Here is a 15,818-nt window from a genome sequence, read left to right as displayed (position 1 = left end):
GCAGCATGATGAAAACCTGGCTCTGCATCATCTGTGGTCTGATCTACGACGAAGCCAAAGGTTGGCCCGACGACGGCATTGCCCCCGGTACCCGCTGGGAGGACGTGCCCGAAGACTGGCTATGCCCTGAGTGCAAGGTCGGCAAAGCCGACTTTGAAATGATCGAACTCAGCACCCCGATCGCAGCAGTGGCTACCGCGCCGGTTATCCAGGCGCAACCACTGGTTACCGCTCGTCCCGCCCAACCGGTGGTCATCATCGGTAGCGGCCATGCCGGCTACGGCCTGGCACAGGCCCTGCGCAAGGCCGCCCCGCAGTTGGAGATTCGCGTACTGACCCAGGAGTCGGGCCATCTTTATTCCAAGCCCGCGCTATCCATCGCCCTGGCTCAGGGGCGCACCGCCGCAGCCCTGGCCACCGAAACGCCGCTGGCGATCGAACAGAGGCTTGGCATTCGTATCTATACCGGCTGCAAAGTCGAACGCATCGATGCCCAGGCGCAGCGCTTGTACACCAGCCTCGGCGAAATGGACTACGGCCAACTGGTGCTAGCCAGTGGTGCCTCTCCCGTGCGGTTGCCTATCGAGGGCCGCGCCGAGGCACTGCTCAGTGTCAACAACCTGCAGGATTACCAGGCGTTCCGCCAACGCCTTGATGGCGTGCGCAGAGTGGCCATTCTGGGCGACGGTTTGATCGGCTGCGAGTTTGCCAACGACCTTGCGAGCAATGGCTATCAGGTTCGGGTAATCGGCCTGGGTGCCTGGCCCATGGAACGCCTGCTGCCCGAGGCGGCAGGCCAGCACTTGCAGCAAGCGCTATCGGGGTTGGGGGTGCAATGGAGCCTGCGTACCACCTTGCAGTGCATCGAGCCGGACGGCGAAGGCTACCGACTGACCCTTGCCGACGGTCAGGTCGTCGGTGCAGACCTGGTGCTCAGTGCAGTGGGCTTGCGCCCCAACCTTGAGCTGGCGCTGGAAGCCGGCCTGGACTGTGGCCGCGGGATCAAGGTCGACGCACAACTACAGACCTCACAACCGGGCATCTATGCCTTGGGCGATTGCGTCGAGATCAACGGCCAGTTGCTGCCTTACCTCGCGCCGATCAACGAAGGCATTCGTGCCCTCGCCAAGACCTTGCTGGGCCAACCGACCGCCGCCCACTACCCATTGGCGCCCGTGACGGTGAAAACCCCGGTCGCCCCTCTGTGCCTGCTGACACCTCCCGGTGGTTGCGAGGGCCAATGGCGCTGCGATGCGACCAGCGATGGATTGAGCGCTGCGTTTCATGACCACGCAGGTGCCCTGCGCGGGTTCGTGCTGCTCGGCCGTCAGGCACAAATGCAACGAAATACCTGGCTGCAAAACTGCCAGGACACCCAACAAAATGTGGCCTGAGGCTGAACCATGAACAGTATCGTCAATCTGCCTCACGATGACCGCAATTGCGGCTGGTATGCCGCGCTGCCTGAACAGGCGCCGAGCAAGCGCCTAAGTGGCGAACATAACGCCGATTATGTGGTGATCGGTGCTGGCTTTGCTGGGCTTGCCGCCGCACGGCGCCTGGCCGAGCACCTGCCGCAGTCGCGCATTGTTTTGGTAGATGCCCAGCGAATCGCCTACGGCGCCTCCGGGCGCAACTCGGGTTTCGTCATCGACCTGCCGCACAAATTCGCCCTCGAACATCCCGATCCTCAGCATAAACAACGGCTCTTGGGCCTAAACCGCTCAGCCATCGATCAACTGCAAACATTGATCGGCCGTCACGGCATCGAATGCCAGTGGTCCCATGCGGGAAAATACCAGGGCGCGGTGGGAGAACGTGGCCAGGGTTATCTGGATCACTTTGAAAAACTGATGGCCGACCTGGGTGAGCCCTATCGCGTGGTCGGGCGTGACGAACTAGCCGGTGTACTCGGTAGCCGCTACTACAGCCGCGCCATCTACACCCCCGGTTGCTACCTGATGCAGCCTGCTGCCCTGGTACGTGGCCTGGGTAATTCGCTTCCCGGCAACGTCGAAGTGCTTGAAGAGTCGCCAATCCGCACACTCCAGAAAGACCCCTGCGGCACGTGGCTGGTGCGGGGCGACAACGGGCTGATCCGGAGCCCGCAGGTATTGCTGGGCACGAGCATCTTCACCCAGGAGTTCGGCTACTTGCGCAACCGACTCCTGCCGGTGATGACCTTCGCCAGTTGGACGCGACCACTGAGCGACGTCGAGATGGCGACGGTTGGTGCCCAGGCCGACTGGGGCCTCACCCCTGCCGACCACGCCGGTACCACCGTACGAATGACCCAGGACCGGCGCCTGATCATCCGCAATACCTACAAGCATGTCCCTCGCTACGGTCGCAGCGTAACCGATGCTACCCGCAACAAGATTCGCGATGACCATCGCAAGGCCTTCGAGGCGCGCTATCCGCAACTGGCCCAAGTGCCGTTTACCCATACCTGGGGTGGGGTCTATGCGATCTCACGCAACTTTACCAACTATTTCGGCCAACTCGATCAGGGTGTTTACGCCACCGCCTGCGACAACGGCGTGGGCGCGGCCTGGGGCACCATTTCCGGAACGCTCCTGGCAGACATGGCGGTGGGGGCGGACTCCCAGCAATTGAGTGACATCCGCGCAGTGACTGGCCTGCCCTCCCTTAACCCGCCTGAGCCGTTCTTGGGTATGGGGGTGCGGGCCCGGATCCGCTGGGCCGCGTTCAACAGTAGGAGCGAAGTATGACCCGCACACTCAGCGGAAAAGGCCCGGTGCGTCTAGTCGACCACCGGAACCTGGACTTTGTCCACCGGGGCGGGCCGCCTGGCGGCGCCTCGGTAGCGCGTGCTGTCAGTAATGAGGTGTCGCCCAACCTGGGTATCGGCTTTGCCCGCTGGGAAGGTGCTGAAGTGGCCTGGACGGTGCTCTATGACGAAGTGATTTTTGTCATTGAGGGCTGTTTTGAACTCCAGGCCAACGGCGAGGTGTACCGCGTGTCGCCAGGTCAGGTGCTGTGGATTCCCGAAGGCACGGAGCTGGTGTACGCAGGCCACGCGCTGTTCGGTTATGTGGTGTACCCGGGTGATTGGAAACAGCGCCACGGCCTTGCCTGACTACCGACCACCCTGGTCTGGGGAATCCAATTGTTCGCATTATCCAAACGGTTCGGCACGATTTATGTCGCTACCTTGTTGATGCAGCTGGGTTCCAGCCTGCTGATGACCTACCTGGCCCTGCGCCTGAATGCTTCCGGTGTGGCGCAGGTATGGGGTGGTGCGCTTATGGCCGCCAACGCGCTGGGCATGGTGTTGGGAGCCCGCTCCGGTTATTGGCTGATTGGCCTGGTCGGCCATGCTCGGGCCTTTGTGGTGAGCGCCGGGGTGATTGTCACTGCGGTGCTCTCGCACCAGCTCAGTGATGGCTTACTGCTGTGGCTTGCCCTGCGATTTGTCGTTGGTGCGGCAATGATGGGCCAATTGATGGTCATCGAGAGCTGGCTCAACGACTGCGCACCGGTCAGCCGGCGAGGCGGCGCCATGTCGCTGTACATGGTGGCCAGCTATGTCGGCATGATGCTAGGGCAATTGATGCTCAGTCTGGGAGATGGGCTGCACACCTTGGCGTTGACGGGCGTGGCCATGGCTTTTGCCATTGGTTTGATCCCCGTGGCTCTGCACAACGGTACCCAGCCGAGCAACATCAACCAGGCCCGGATCAAACCCTTGCTGTACCTGCGTAGACTTCCTCAATCGTTGTTCACGATTCTTGCCTCGGGATTGCTGAACGGTTGCCTGTATGGGCTGACGCCGATCTTTGCTGCACAACTGGGCTTTAGTCCGGCGCAGGTCGGGCAGTTCATGGCTGTCAGCATTGCCGCCGGGCTTCTAGCGCAACTACCGCTGGGTAAACTGTCGGATCATATTTCCCGCATCACCTTGATCCGCGCTACCGCTGCATTGCTGTGCATAGCCTATTTGCCGCTGGCCTTCGGGCTGGCATCAGGGCAGCTGTGGATCATGTTGGCCGGGGCTGCCATCGGCTTCTTGCAGTTCTGTTTGTATCCGCTGGGCGTTGCCCATGCCAATGACAACCTAGAGCCGGAACTGCGTGTATCGCTGGCCGGAGTGCTGCTGATGACCTTTGGTATCGGCGCGACCATCGGCCCGCTGGTTGCAGGGGCGATGATGGAGCATGCCGGTCCACAAGCACTGTATCTGTTCGGCATTGGTGTAACGGCTATGGTTGTTTGCTTTATAAGGAATAAATCCGGCGTTGATGTGTCATTGGCAAGGTTGTCATGAAACGTCGGAGCCCAGGGATATGTCCGCCTCACTCCATTTGATGTCCGAACCAGTTAATTGAGCCCTGTTTTCGCTCTCTATGGTTAAGCGGTGAAGTGCCCCTGGCACTGCACCCTACCCATAACAAGAGCAAAAGCAGGGACCATAATGACTATGACGACGTCTGGGAAAGCCAGCGATCAGTTGGCTCAGGGATTCAAGCCTCGACATGTGACCATGTTGTCGATTGCCGGTGTGATCGGCGCGGATTTGTTCGTAGGGTCCGAACAAGCGATCGCTGCGGCAGGTCCGGCAGCAATCATTGCCTATGCGCTTGCTGGCGCTCTGGTGGTGCTGGTAATGCGAATGCTTGGCGAGATGGCAGTGTCACTGCCGAAAACCATTCGATCATCGGCGGCCTGGGCGAAGCGGTGGCGGGCCTGCTGCTGCGCAACGGGGTAACGCCGACATTCCGCCAGATCGCCTTGCCCGATGCCTTCCTCGATGCCGGCGCTCTGCCGACGCTGCATGACCGCTACGGTATCTCCACCGATGCAGTGAGCGCGCAGATCAAGGCTTGGCTGTGACTTGATACCTGAAGATAGAGCCGGCCGGAATTGAAGGCGGCTCTATCCCTGTATGCCCGCCAAGCGAATGCCGAAGGCAAGGGCATGGCCTGACGCAGCGAATGGGGCTCGTCAGATTTGCATGGCCATGCCATCCACATTCATCGCCGCCTGGCGCAGGGCCTCGGAGCGCGTCGGGTGAGGGTGGCAGGTGAGGGCGATATCTTCTGCCGAGGCCGAGAACTCCATAGCCACGCAGAACTCACCAATCATCTCGCTGACGCTTGGGCCCACCAGGTGCACACCCAGTACTTCATCGGTTTCGGCATCGGCGATGACCTTGGCGAAGCCTTCGGTCTCGTGGTTGATCTTGGCACGGCTGTTGGCGGTGAAGGGGAACTTGCCAACCTTGTAGGCACGCCCTTCGGCCTTGAGCTGCTCTTCAGTCTTGCCCACAGTGGCCATCTCCGGGCGGGTATAGATCACCCCAGGGATGAGGTTGTAGTTGACCTCGTGGGGCTTGCCGGCGATGCGTTCGATACAGGCCACCGCTTCGTCTTCGGCCTTGTGCGCCAGCATCGGGCCCGAAGTGACGTCGCCAATCACCCAGACACCCGGCACTGAGGTACGGTGGTGCTCGTTGCCGAGCATGCCGCGCTTGTCGGCTTCCAGGCCCACGCTTTCCAGGTTCAGCCCTTTGGTATAAGGGCGGCGGCCGATAGCCACTAGCACGTAGTCGGCTTGCAGCGATTCTGCGGTACCCCCGGCGGCAGGCTCCAGCGTCAGGCTGACGCCATCGGCACCTGCGGTAGCCTGAGTCACTTTGCTGCCCAGCTTGAACACCATGCCTTGCTTGGCGAGAGCCTTCTGCAGGGCCTTGGCCGTTTCCGTATCAGTGCCGGGGCAGATGCGGTCCAGGTATTCGATGACAGTGACCTGGCTACCCAGGCGGCGCCAGACCGAACCCAGCTCAAGACCGATCACGCCAGCACCGATGACGACCAGGTGCTTGGGCACTTGCGGCAGCGACAGCGCGCCGGTCGAGTCGATGATGCGCTGGTTGTCGACGGTCACACCTGGCAGAGGGGTGGGCTCAGAGCCGGTGGCAATGACGATGTCCTTGGCCTGCAACGCGGTTTCGCTACCGTCTTCGGCCTTGACCACGACCTTGCCGATGCCATCCAGGCGGCCCCAGCCTTTGATCCACTCGACCTTGTTCTTGCGAAACAGGTATTCGATGCCCTTGGTCAGGCCTGTCACGCTCTCATCCTTCTGTTTCATCATCTGGGCGAGGTTGAGGGTGGGCTTTACTTCGATACCGAGGTGGGCGAACTCGTCACCGCTGGCAGCTTCGTAAAGCTCCGAAGCATGCAGCAGTGCCTTGGATGGCATGCAGCCGACGTTCAGGCAGGTACCGCCCAAGGTCGAGCGGCCTTCCACGCAGGCAACGCTCAGGCCCAACTGGCCAGCGCGGATGGCTGCGTTATAGCCACCAGGGCCACCGCCGATGATCACCACGTCATAGGATTTCATGGGTTCAACTCCAGGATGTAGAAGCGCGAGAGGGCACAAGGTTAAGCTGAGATGCAGAGATTGTATACAATCTGCTGTATGGATAAGATCAGTTGGTTCTAGACCATGGTCTTGTTTAGAGGAAACATCCCACAGATGAACTACTCTGATCCGGCGACGTTCGAAATATTAGGCGTCGTGGCTAATTACGGACAGGAGGGGTGTTTCATGCTTGCTCAACTTCCACCTGCATTGCAGAGCTTGCATCTGCCGCTGAGGCTGAAGCTGTGGGACGGTAACCAGATTGATCTTGGGCCTAGTCCTCAGGTCACCATTCTGGTGAAGGAACCGCAGCTGATCAGCCAGTTGACCCACCCAAGCATGGACCAACTGGGCACCGCATTCGTCGAAGGCAAGCTGGAGCTGGAAGGCGATATCGGTGAGGCTATCCGCGTGTGCGACGAGCTGAGCGAAGCGCTGCTGGCGGATGAGGATGAAACGCCGCCGCCCCGTTTGTCTCATGACAAGAGCACCGACGCCAAAGCCATCTCCTACCACTATGACGTGTCCAACGCGTTCTACCAGCTTTGGCTGGACCAGGACATGGCCTATTCTTGCGCCTACTTCCGTGAGCCGGACAATACGCTCGACCAGGCGCAGCAGGACAAGTTTGACCACCTGTGCCGCAAGCTGCGACTGGATGCCGGTGACTACCTGCTCGATGTTGGCTGTGGCTGGGGCGGGCTGGCGCGGTTCGCTGCCCGTGAATATGGCGCCAAGGTGTTCGGTATTACCCTGAGCAAGGAGCAATTGAAGCTCGGCCGCAAGCGTGTGCAAGCGGAAGGGCTTGCCGACAAGGTCGACCTGCAGATTCTCGATTACCGCGATCTACCCCAGGATGGTCGCTTCGACAAGGTTGTCAGCGTGGGTATGTTCGAGCATGTCGGGCATGCCAACCTGGCGCTGTATTGCCAGAAGCTGTTCGGGGCGGTGAGGGAAGGGGGGCTGGTGATGAACCACGGCATCACTGCCAAGCACGTCGATGGCCGACCGGTCGGGCGTGGGGCGGGTGAGTTCATCGATCGCTATGTATTCCCCCACGGCGAGCTGCCGCACCTGTCGATGATCAGCGCCAGTATCTGTGAAGCCGGGCTGGAGGTGGTGGACGTGGAGAGCCTGCGCCTGCACTACGCTAAAACCTTGCACCACTGGAGCGAGAACCTGGAGAACCAATTGCACAAGGCGGCAGCGCTGGTGCCTGAGAAGACCCTGCGGATCTGGCGTTTGTACTTGGCCGGGTGTGCCTACGCCTTTCAGAAGGGCTGGATCAACCTGCACCAGATATTGGCCGTGAAGCCATACGCCGACGGGCATCATGACCTGCCTTGGACGCGGGAAGACCTGTACCGCTGACATCGTAAGTGTCACAGCGCTGATATGGCTTTGCAGGAGTGGCCTTGTGTTGCGAAAGGGCCGCAATGCGGCCACTGCATTTCATCTGTGCAGCCTATATTGCTGGGGCCGCGTTACGGCCCTTTCGCGGTAAAGGTCGCTCTCACAACGGGCGTGCTCACCTTAAAGAATCGGCGATATCAGCCGCGCAATCCGCATCCCCAACTGCTGTAGTCGATGGGTGTCTTGGGTGTCTTCTGCAGTAATTTCCCGCGCGTGTTCGAAGTCTTCGTGGAGCATGTGCTCGACCTGGTCGGCGAAGCCGCGATCGACTGTCAGCAGGGTAATCTCGAAGTTCAGACGGAACGAGCGGTTGTCCAGGTTGGCACTCCCAATCGCGCTGACGTCATCATCCACCAGCACCACCTTCTGATGCAGAAACCCGGGTTGGTAACGGAACATACGTACCCCCGCGCGCACCGCTTCGAAGGCAAACAGGCTGGAGGCGGCGTAGACGATGCGGTGGTCCGGCCGTGACGGGATGAGCACCCGCACATCGACTCCTCGTAGTACCGCCAGCCGCAAGGCGGCGAACACGGCCTCGTCAGGGATGAAGTAGGGGCTGGTGATCCACACCCTGCGGGTGGCCGAATGAATCGCCTCAAGGAAGAACAGCGAGCAGGTTTCTTGTGGGTCTGCCGGGCCGCTGGCCAAGGCCTGACACAGCACACCGTTGTCCGGGTACGTATCGGGCAGGATCAGCGGCGGTAGCTGGCGCGTGGCCCAATACCAGTCCTCGGCGAACGACTCTTGCAGGCAGGCCAGTACCGGCCCGCTGATCTGTACGTGGGTGTCACGCCAGGGTGAAAGCTGTGGGTGTTCACCCAAATACTCGTCTCCCACGTTGTGACCGCCAATGAAGCCGAGCAAGCCATCCACCACCACAATCTTGCGATGGTTGCGGAAGTTCACCTGGAAGCGGTTGAACCAGCCGCGACGGGTGGCGAATGCATGGATCCGCACGCCGCCGTCACGCAGCATCTGGCTGTAGCTGGCCGGCAAGGCGTGGCTGCCGACACGGTCATACAGCACGAACACCTGCACGCCTTCGGCGGCTTTGCGTAGCAAAAGTTGCTGCAGTGCCTTGCCGAGGGTGTCGTCATGAATGATGAAGAACTGGACCAATACCACATCGCGTGCTTTTTCGATGGCTGCGAAGATGGCATCGAAGGTGGCCTTGCCATTGATCAGCAGTTTTACCTGGTTATTTGCCAGGCATGGCATGCGACCCAGCTTGGGCATCGCCCGCAACGCTGCGTAGCTTTCGGACTCGCGGGCGGTAAGGGCTTCTTCAACCCAAGGTCGCCAGTTGAGGTTGGCCATGGCCACGTGCATTTCTTGGTTGGCCTGACGCCGAGCCTTGATGTAGGCGTAGAACGAGCGGGCGCCGAAGATCAGGTAGGGGATCAAGGTGAGGTAGGGGATGAAGAGCAAGGGCATCGCCCACGCAATGGCACCCTGAGCTGTCCGCACGGTGAACAGCGCATGCAGTGCGGCGACTATACCCAGCAGATGGATCAGGCCGAGTAGGTAACCAAAGAAGTAGGGGCTGTGGTAATCCATATGCATCCTGCTTGCCGAGTACACTTGAGGTAACAGAACACGTTCCCGGTCCGCCTGCAACCCGCAGGCGGATTTGGCGTCTAAGGCTCAGTCCGGCCCGTTTGACCGGTTTTTTTCCAGGAGCGTTCGTCCATGAAGATTCGTCTGCCACTGTTGGCGTTGGCCCTAGGCATGAGCAGTCCGCTGGTGCAAGCCCAGATGCTGCAACCGGGGTTGTGGGAGCTGACCACCAGCAACATGCAGGTCGATGGCAAGCCGCTACCCGACATGGAATTCATGCTTGGCCAGTTGAAGAACCTGCCGCCAGAGCAGCGCGCAATGATGGAGGGGGTGTTGGCCAAACAAGGGGTCAGTGTAGGTGGCAAGGGTGTGCGTTCGTGCCTGACACCAGAACAGGTGGCAACGAATGACATTCCGCTGCAGGACCCGAAATCGGGCTGCACGCAGAAGATTACCGACCGTACCGGTAACGTGTGGAAATTCCAGTTCAGCTGCCCGAAGGCACAGGGTAGTGGCCAGGCTACATTCCTCAGTGATCGGGAATTCACCACCCAGGTCAGTGGCACGTTCAACGCATCGGGTGTGCAGCAGCAAGGCAGCATGAACACGCGTGCGGTGTGGCTAGGCAATGACTGCGGGACAGTCAAACCGCGCAGCTGAAGTTCCATTGCCACTGGCTGGTGGCAACCGCGTCGTGGGCATGCAGCCTCTGTTGCCGTTCGAGCAGCCGAGCATGGCCAGTTCCAGAAGTCGGTAGGGAAACGAATAGTTCCACGTGGAACATTTCGTTTTCAATCCTTGCCTCGACGCGGTTAAGGCATAGCTTTTCGGCCTGAGAACGGCTGATCAAGGCAGGCGTTTTCAGCTAGCGCTCGAAGCTGATGTGCAAATAGGCGGCAGTAGAGGCAAAGCCTTCAAAACAAAAGAAGGCATCAACGGCAGCCCTCGATCAAGCTGCAATGCAGCTTGAAGCGCTCCCCACTGGAACTCGATACGCGGTTCAAGGTGGTCCAGCCTACTCGGCGGCTGTAACCCACCCAGGCCTCACCATTGCTGGCCAGGCCGGTAAAAAAAGTCAACGTGCCATAGCGGCTGTTGGTTTGTGCCCATAGTCGGCGGCTGCTGAAGTCATAGCCGCGAAGGTAGAACGTGCTGCCTTCGGTGCGCACGCTGTAGTAGTTGCCTTTGCCGTCCTGGCAAGCGAGCAGCGTCGCGCTTCGCGTACAAAGGGCCAATGCACCGTTTTGCGGCATGGCCAACAGCGAGGCAGGCATGGTGAGCACCAGCAATGCCATGACGCGTGGCAGATTCATTTTTCATCCCCTGTGAGCACTCGTCCGTCGAGAACCACTTGGCGAAATTGTATTGTTACTTTATAACATTGTGCAATGCATCGTTTCGAATGCGTCTGCCTGAAGGGGTTCGCCATGTCCAATCGTCTTCCCGTCACCGTGCTGTCCGGCTTTTTGGGCGCCGGCAAGAGCACGCTGCTCAACCATGTGCTGCGCAACCGCGACAACCTGCGGGTGGCGGTAATCGTCAACGATATGAGTGAAATCAACATCGATGCCAGTGAGGTGCAGCGCAATGTCAGCCTCAACCGCGCTGAGGAGAAACTGGTCGAGATGAGCAACGGCTGCATTTGCTGCACGTTGCGCGAAGACCTGCTTGAGGAGGTTGCACGGCTGGCCGAAGAGGGACGTTTCGATTATTTGTTGATCGAATCCACCGGTATCTCTGAGCCACTGCCAGTGGCTGAGACCTTCACTTTCCGTGACGAGCTGGGTCGCAGTCTGTCCGATATGGCGCGACTGGACACCATGGTCACCGTGGTCGATGGCTTGAACTTCCTGCGCGACTATCAAGCAGCAGAGAGCCTGGCCAGCCGTGGTGAAACGTTGGGCGAAGAAGACGAGCGGTCGATCAGTGATTTGCTGATCGAACAGGTCGAGTTCGCAGATGTACTGCTGCTGAGCAAGATCGACCTGATCAGCCAACATGAGCGCGAAGAACTCATCGCCATTTTGCGCAGCCTCAATGCCCGGGCGCAGATCGTACCCATGGTCATGGGCCAAGTGCCGCTGGCACGGATCCTCAACACCGGGCTGTTCGACTTCGATCAAGCGGCCCAGGCACCAGGCTGGTTGCAGGAGCTGCGCGGTGAACATGTACCAGAAACCGAAGAGTACGGTATCGCGGCCATGACCTGGCAGGCTCGACGCCCGCTTCATCCACAGCGCTTTTACGACTTTATCCACAAGGACTGGGAAAACGGAAGGCTGCTGCGTTCCAAAGGGTTTTTCTGGTTGGCCAGCAAATATCAGGAAGCTGGCAGCTGGTCGCAAGCGGGCGGCATGATGCGCCATGGTCTGGCTGGCCGCTGGTGGCGCTTCGTGCCACGCGAGCAGTGGCCACAGGATGTGGATAACACGAATGCGATCTTGAAACACTGGACCGCCGACACCGGTGACTGCCGGCAGGAGTTGGTGTTTATTGGGCAGAATATCGACGTCGAAAAATTATCCACAGCCCTGGATGCATGCCTGTTGACGGATCAAGAAATGGGCTTGGGTCACATGGGCTGGCTGCGTTTACCTGACCCATTTGGCCCATGGCATGAGGAAGCGGCAGCATGAACCTGGCTCACCGACCTGTGGATATCTTTCAGGTGTTTGGCGAGACACCTCAAGTGCTGGCCGAAGTGCTGCAGGATGGCGTGAACCTGGCCGTCTGGCGGCGGCGCTTGCCGGCACAACTGGAGGACTTTGCCGCACTGGTGATCAGCCTTGGCCAGCCCTTGGCTGATCAGCGGGTGATTGATGTGAACGAGGAGCAGAAGCCGGTATTGCCAGATCTGCTGCGTGAAGCGGCGGATTTGCATGGGTATGAAGCTTTCGTTGCTGATGTGACGTGGTTGGTGGCGGCTTATACCTGTCTGGTTGGCGCACGACGGGTCGGTTTGCGCTTGCGCGTGTTGAACGCTCCGATGTGCCCACGCTTCCATGTGGATAACGTACCGTTGCGCTTGCTCACCACTTACGTCGGCCCAGGTAGTGAGTGGTTGCAAGAGCGGGATAGCTGTCGTGGAGAGTTACACACAGCTCAGCCACCTGTGGATAACATCCAACACCTGCAGGCCGCCGAGGTTGCGGTACTTAAAGGCGAAAAATGGCAGGGTAACGAAGGGGCAGGCCTGGTGCATCGGTCCCCTTCTACGCAGCGGGGGCGTTTGCTGCTCAGCCTTGACTGGCTGGCCTGACGGCGCATAGTGAGGCATCACCGCCGCCTGAAGCCACCCCATGCTGCAGAACATTCCCACCCATGTAATTGCCGGCCCGCTTGGTGCTGGCAAGACCACGCTGATCCGTCACTTGCTGGCTCAGCGCCCAGCCAACGAGCGCTGGGCGGTATTGATCAACGAGTTCGGCCTTGTCGGCCTGGATGCGGCCTTACTCAGCCGTGACGAAGACGGCATCGCCATCGGCGAGGTCGCAGGCGGCTGCCTGTGCTGCGTCAACGGCATGCCGTTCCAGGTGGGCCTGGGACGACTGCTGCGCAAATCGCGGCCTGACCGGCTGTTTATCGAACCTTCCGGCCTGGGCCATCCCTTGCAGCTGCTGGCTCAGCTGCAACAAGCGCCTTGGGTTGGAGTGCTGACAATTCAGCCACTCATCATGGTTGTGGATGCCCAGGCCATGGCTCGAAACGAGCCTCTTCCAGAGTCTCAACAGCAGGCTTTCAACGCCTCTGAAAGCGTGGTTTTCAATAAGTCAGAGGCTGTGGATGAAATACATAAGTTGTTGATAAGTAATAAATTTAAAGAAAAGAAGATCATGTGGACCGTGCAGGGGCAGTTGCCTTTGTCCGGCCTCCCGACGGTATCTCCACAGATTGTTGACAGCCCATTCTTGAAAAACAGGATTGTCGACAATCCTGGAATCGCTCCAGCAGCACTGTGGGCTGACCCGAGTCAACCGATTTGCCTTGCCCAGCAAGGGGAGGGCGGTTGGAGTATTGGCTGGCGGTGGCACCCTGGCCAAGAGTTTTATCCACAGCGGCTAAAGGCTTTCTTGTGTGCTTGGCCATGGCGACGGGCCAAGGGAGTTATCCACAGCATGGAGGGCTGGTGGTCATTCAATGGGCTGAATGGGGATATGCCCGCTTGGCAGCCCAGCGACTGGCGGAAGGACACGCGTATCGAGCTGATTTTCGATCAGCCGCAACCGCAACCCGCATTGCAAGCCGGGTTGGATGAATGTCGCGTCAGTTGATCAGTTGCGCCAGCGGTTATGCTCCTGGCGCCATTGCTGCATCTCTATGACGTTGTCGGCGCGCGGTGGGGTCTTGATTTCGAACGGGTAGGGCGCCAGCTCGATCTGCACACTGTGGGCGCCGAACTGGGTCGCGGTGCCGGGGTGACGTTGCTCACCCGTGACGGTGAATTCGAAGGCATAGACGCGTGCCAGGCGCTTGCGGCCATTGGCATCCCGGACAAAGGCGATGCGCTTGAGCGCTACGGCATCGTCAAGCAACTCCAGGTCGAGTTTGGCGCAATGCTGTTTGACCCGTTCCAGGGCCTTTTCACGCAACCCATGGTTATGCCACAACCAGGCGCCTGCCGTGGCTACCAGCATCAGGACGAAGAGGTTCTCCAGGGTCAACATTTGCATATGCTCCAAACAGGTAGATCCAGCTTAACTGCGTTCCTGGCCTGTCGTACAGGTAGCAATCGAGTTCATACTGCGCTGCGCACAATCCTAGAAACAGCTTTGGAAACCTCCCGCATGAAACGTACCCCGCACCTGCTCGCCATTCAGTCCCACGTGGTGTTCGGCCACGCCGGCAACAGCGCCGCGGTATTCCCCATGCAGCGTATTGGGGTCAATGCCTGGCCGCTCAATACCGTGCAGTTCTCCAATCACACACAGTATGGCCAGTGGGCGGGTGAAGTGCTTGCTCCAGCGCAAATTCCTGCGTTGGTGGAAGGCATTTCCAACATCGGCGAGCTGGGCCACTGCGATGCGGTGCTTTCCGGCTACCTGGGCAGTGCCGAACAAGGGCGAGCGATCCTGGCCGGTGTCGAGCGGATCAAGGCGGTAAACCCAAAAGCGTTATACCTGTGCGACCCGGTCATGGGGCACCCGGAAAAGGGCTGCATCGTGCCGCCCGAAGTCAGTGAGTTCCTGCTTGACGAGGCGGCAGCCACGGCGGACATCCTGTGCCCCAACCAGCTGGAGCTGGACAGCTTCTGTGGGCGCCGCGCCCAGTCGCTGGAGGATTGCGTGAACATGGCGCGCAGCCTGCTGCAGCGTGGGCCGCAGGTTGTACTGGTCAAGCACCTGGCGTACCCCGGGCGGGCCGAAGAACAGTTCGAAATGCTGCTGGTGACCGCCGAGCACAGCTGGCACTTGCGCCGCCCACTGCTGGCGTTTCCGCGTCAGCCGGTGGGGGTGGGTGACCTGACCTCAGGCTTGTTCCTGGCGCGTGTGCTGCTGGGCGACAGCTGGGTGCAGGCATTCGAATTCACGGCTGCGGCAGTGCATGAAGTGTTGCTGGAAACCCAGGCCTGCGCCAGCTACGAATTGCAGTTGGTACGGGCCCAGGACCGCATTGCGCACCCACGGGTGCGCTTCGAAGCGCAGTTACTGGCGCTTTAAATGGCGTCGGTTTTCAAGTCCTGATAGCGCTTTTCCAGTTCCTGGCGGATCTGCCGGCGCTGCTGGCCTTGCAGGAAGCGGCGCTTTTCTTCGCTGCTGTGCGGCTGGCGTGGTGGCACCGGCACCGGGCGGCGGTTGTCGTCGACCGCGACCATGGTGAAGAAGCAACTGTTGGAATGGCGCACCGAGCGCTCGCGAATGTTCTCGGTCACCACTTTGATGCCAACTTCCATCGAAGTGTTGCCGGTGTAGTTGACCGACGCCAGGAAGGTTACCAGTTCACCCACGTGCACGGGTTCACGGAAGATCACCTGATCGACCGACAGGGTTACCACATAACTGCCGGCATAACGGCTGGCGCATGCATAAGCCACTTCGTCGAGGTACTTGAGCAGGGTGCCGCCATGTACGTTGCCAGAAAAGTTGGCCATGTCCGGGGTCATCAGGACGGTCATGCTCAGCTGGGCGTTTCCAGGTTCCATAGTGTGCTCACGGTGAGGTTGCGCTGAATCGGGCGAATGGAGGGCGTTATCTGCTGACACTGCTGTTCCCCTCTTTTGAATGTGCCTTGCTGATACGGGACGTTGGCTGGCGCATCATCGTCACGCTGATCATGCCATCAGCGGCGCTTTTCCAGCCGATCTGTTTCTGCATATTGCACTGGCTTTTAGCGGCGGAGCGCGATGTTAACCTGAGTACGCCCATGCAACATGGGTGTTCCCGGATTCAATACAGTATGTACTTGCTGCTCGCTCAGGTTTGCCTCGGCAGAGGAGCGGTCTGCCCAGGCATTCACAAGAC

Annotated in this window: 15 protein-coding genes and 3 pseudogenes; 13 read left to right on the top strand and 5 right to left on the bottom strand. The window is 59.7% G+C overall.

Annotated features, from left to right (window positions below; all coding sequences use genetic code 11):
* Window positions 1-8: 8 nt before the first annotated feature.
* From ACZ889_RS03890 to ACZ889_RS03860, 7 genes and pseudogenes are all read left to right on the top strand, one after another.
* A pseudogene (locus ACZ889_RS03890) lies at window positions 9-170 on the top strand (rubredoxin); the annotation flags it as partial.
* The gene (locus tag ACZ889_RS03885) at window positions 159-1,394 is read left to right on the top strand and encodes an NAD(P)/FAD-dependent oxidoreductase (RefSeq protein ID WP_223817420.1); all 1,236 of its coding nucleotides are present in this window, start codon (window positions 159-161) and stop codon (window positions 1,392-1,394) included. The pseudogene ACZ889_RS03890 and the gene ACZ889_RS03885, both read left to right, overlap by 12 nt.
* A gap of 9 nt (window positions 1,395-1,403) precedes the next feature.
* On the top strand, window positions 1,404-2,732 hold the full coding sequence (locus ACZ889_RS03880) for an NAD(P)/FAD-dependent oxidoreductase (RefSeq protein ID WP_476257186.1): 1,329 nt from the start codon (window positions 1,404-1,406) through the stop codon (window positions 2,730-2,732).
* Window positions 2,729-3,100: an ethanolamine utilization protein EutQ gene (locus ACZ889_RS03875; RefSeq protein WP_003253236.1), complete on the top strand. Its 372-nt coding sequence runs from the start codon at window positions 2,729-2,731 to the stop codon at window positions 3,098-3,100. Before ACZ889_RS03880 ends, ACZ889_RS03875 begins: the two co-directional genes overlap by 4 nt.
* A 30-nt stretch (window positions 3,101-3,130) precedes the next feature.
* Window positions 3,131-4,288, top strand: coding sequence for an MFS transporter (locus ACZ889_RS03870; protein WP_476257185.1), 1,158 nt, complete (start codon window positions 3,131-3,133; stop codon window positions 4,286-4,288).
* A 147-nt stretch (window positions 4,289-4,435) separates the two neighbouring features.
* Window positions 4,436-4,669, top strand: a pseudogene (locus ACZ889_RS03865) (GABA permease); the annotation flags it as partial.
* Window positions 4,654-4,854 (top strand): annotated as a pseudogene (locus ACZ889_RS03860) (transketolase family protein); the annotation flags it as partial. The pseudogenes ACZ889_RS03865 and ACZ889_RS03860, both read left to right, overlap by 16 nt.
* Before the next feature lie 111 nt (window positions 4,855-4,965).
* Here the strand turns inward: ACZ889_RS03860 and lpdA are convergent.
* The gene (gene lpdA / locus ACZ889_RS03855; protein WP_003253243.1) at window positions 4,966-6,366 is read right to left on the bottom strand and encodes a dihydrolipoyl dehydrogenase; all 1,401 of its coding nucleotides are present in this window, start codon (window positions 6,364-6,366) and stop codon (window positions 4,966-4,968) included.
* Window positions 6,367-6,573: 207 nt separating this feature from the next.
* Between lpdA and cfaB the strand changes: the two genes are divergently transcribed.
* Entirely contained in the window at window positions 6,574-7,758 is a 1,185-nt protein-coding gene (cfaB, locus tag ACZ889_RS03850) for a C17 cyclopropane fatty acid synthase CfaB (RefSeq protein ID WP_004575189.1), read from the top strand.
* Window positions 7,759-7,920: 162 nt separating this feature from the next.
* On the opposite strand, the gene cls is transcribed toward cfaB, so the two are convergent.
* Complete coding sequence (cls, locus tag ACZ889_RS03845; protein ID WP_064613725.1) at window positions 7,921-9,360, bottom strand: cardiolipin synthase; 1,440 nt, start codon at window positions 9,358-9,360, stop codon at window positions 7,921-7,923.
* Between the two features lie 132 nt (window positions 9,361-9,492).
* Here cls and ACZ889_RS03840 point away from each other — a divergent pair, with 132 nt between their 5' ends.
* Entirely contained in the window at window positions 9,493-10,020 is a 528-nt protein-coding gene (locus ACZ889_RS03840; protein WP_003253248.1) for a DUF3617 domain-containing protein, read from the top strand.
* A 272-nt stretch (window positions 10,021-10,292) separates the two neighbouring features.
* On the opposite strand, the gene ACZ889_RS03835 is transcribed toward ACZ889_RS03840, so the two are convergent.
* The gene (locus ACZ889_RS03835; protein WP_004575191.1) at window positions 10,293-10,673 is read right to left on the bottom strand and encodes a hypothetical protein; all 381 of its coding nucleotides are present in this window, start codon (window positions 10,671-10,673) and stop codon (window positions 10,293-10,295) included.
* 114 nt (window positions 10,674-10,787) lie between these two features.
* On the opposite strand from ACZ889_RS03835, the gene zigA reads away from it, so the two are divergent.
* Genes zigA through ACZ889_RS03820 form a run of 3 tightly spaced genes read left to right on the top strand, consistent with a single transcriptional unit; the run spans window position 10,788 to window position 13,631 of the window.
* On the top strand, window positions 10,788-11,996 hold the full coding sequence (gene zigA, locus ACZ889_RS03830) for a zinc metallochaperone GTPase ZigA (protein WP_003253252.1): 1,209 nt from the start codon (window positions 10,788-10,790) through the stop codon (window positions 11,994-11,996).
* Window positions 11,993-12,619, top strand: coding sequence for a DUF1826 domain-containing protein (locus ACZ889_RS03825; RefSeq protein WP_012054130.1), 627 nt, complete (start codon window positions 11,993-11,995; stop codon window positions 12,617-12,619). Before zigA ends, ACZ889_RS03825 begins: the two co-directional genes overlap by 4 nt.
* Before the next feature lie 40 nt (window positions 12,620-12,659).
* Window positions 12,660-13,631, top strand: a complete 972-nt coding sequence (locus ACZ889_RS03820; RefSeq protein WP_476257184.1) for a CobW family GTP-binding protein — start codon at window positions 12,660-12,662, stop codon at window positions 13,629-13,631.
* Here ACZ889_RS03820 and ACZ889_RS03815 read toward each other — a convergent pair whose 3' ends face one another.
* On the bottom strand, window positions 13,632-14,024 hold the full coding sequence (locus tag ACZ889_RS03815; protein ID WP_003253259.1) for a DUF3301 domain-containing protein: 393 nt from the start codon (window positions 14,022-14,024) through the stop codon (window positions 13,632-13,634).
* Window positions 14,025-14,144: 120 nt separating this feature from the next.
* Between ACZ889_RS03815 and pdxY the strand changes: the two genes are divergently transcribed.
* Window positions 14,145-15,017: a pyridoxal kinase PdxY gene (gene pdxY / locus ACZ889_RS03810; protein ID WP_003253261.1), complete on the top strand. Its 873-nt coding sequence runs from the start codon at window positions 14,145-14,147 to the stop codon at window positions 15,015-15,017.
* Here the strand turns inward: pdxY and ACZ889_RS03805 are convergent.
* Complete coding sequence (locus ACZ889_RS03805; RefSeq protein ID WP_003253263.1) at window positions 15,014-15,499, bottom strand: acyl-CoA thioesterase; 486 nt, start codon at window positions 15,497-15,499, stop codon at window positions 15,014-15,016. The two genes, pdxY and ACZ889_RS03805, sit on opposite strands and share 4 nt — an antisense overlap.
* Between the last annotated feature and the right edge of the window lie 319 nt (window positions 15,500-15,818).

The organism is Pseudomonas sp. TE3895 (assembly GCF_056278855.1).
Note: the sequence above shows the minus strand (reverse complement) of the source record. Positions and strands in the feature narration are given on the sequence as shown.

Bases quoted from the DNA above. Each gene is read 5' to 3' on its own strand.
- ACZ889_RS03805 (WP_003253263.1), bottom strand. From the start codon at position 15,499: ATGGAACCTGGAAACGCCCAGCTGAGCATGACCGTCCTGATGACCCCG.
- ACZ889_RS03875 (WP_003253236.1), top strand. From the start codon at position 2,729: ATGACCCGCACACTCAGCGGAAAAGGCCCGGTGCGTCTAGTCGACCAC.
- ACZ889_RS03885 (WP_223817420.1), top strand. From the start codon at position 159: ATGATCGAACTCAGCACCCCGATCGCAGCAGTGGCTACCGCGCCGGTT.
- ACZ889_RS03815 (WP_003253259.1), bottom strand. From the start codon at position 14,024: ATGTTGACCCTGGAGAACCTCTTCGTCCTGATGCTGGTAGCCACGGCA.
- cfaB (WP_004575189.1), top strand. From the start codon at position 6,574: ATGCTTGCTCAACTTCCACCTGCATTGCAGAGCTTGCATCTGCCGCTG.
- lpdA (WP_003253243.1), bottom strand. From the start codon at position 6,366: ATGAAATCCTATGACGTGGTGATCATCGGCGGTGGCCCTGGTGGCTAT.
- cls (WP_064613725.1), bottom strand. From the start codon at position 9,360: ATGGATTACCACAGCCCCTACTTCTTTGGTTACCTACTCGGCCTGATC.
- ACZ889_RS03880 (WP_476257186.1), top strand. From the start codon at position 1,404: ATGAACAGTATCGTCAATCTGCCTCACGATGACCGCAATTGCGGCTGG.
- ACZ889_RS03835 (WP_004575191.1), bottom strand. From the start codon at position 10,673: ATGAATCTGCCACGCGTCATGGCATTGCTGGTGCTCACCATGCCTGCC.
- pdxY (WP_003253261.1), top strand. From the start codon at position 14,145: ATGAAACGTACCCCGCACCTGCTCGCCATTCAGTCCCACGTGGTGTTC.
- ACZ889_RS03820 (WP_476257184.1), top strand. From the start codon at position 12,660: ATGCTGCAGAACATTCCCACCCATGTAATTGCCGGCCCGCTTGGTGCT.
- ACZ889_RS03825 (WP_012054130.1), top strand. From the start codon at position 11,993: ATGAACCTGGCTCACCGACCTGTGGATATCTTTCAGGTGTTTGGCGAG.
- zigA (WP_003253252.1), top strand. From the start codon at position 10,788: ATGTCCAATCGTCTTCCCGTCACCGTGCTGTCCGGCTTTTTGGGCGCC.
- ACZ889_RS03840 (WP_003253248.1), top strand. From the start codon at position 9,493: ATGAAGATTCGTCTGCCACTGTTGGCGTTGGCCCTAGGCATGAGCAGT.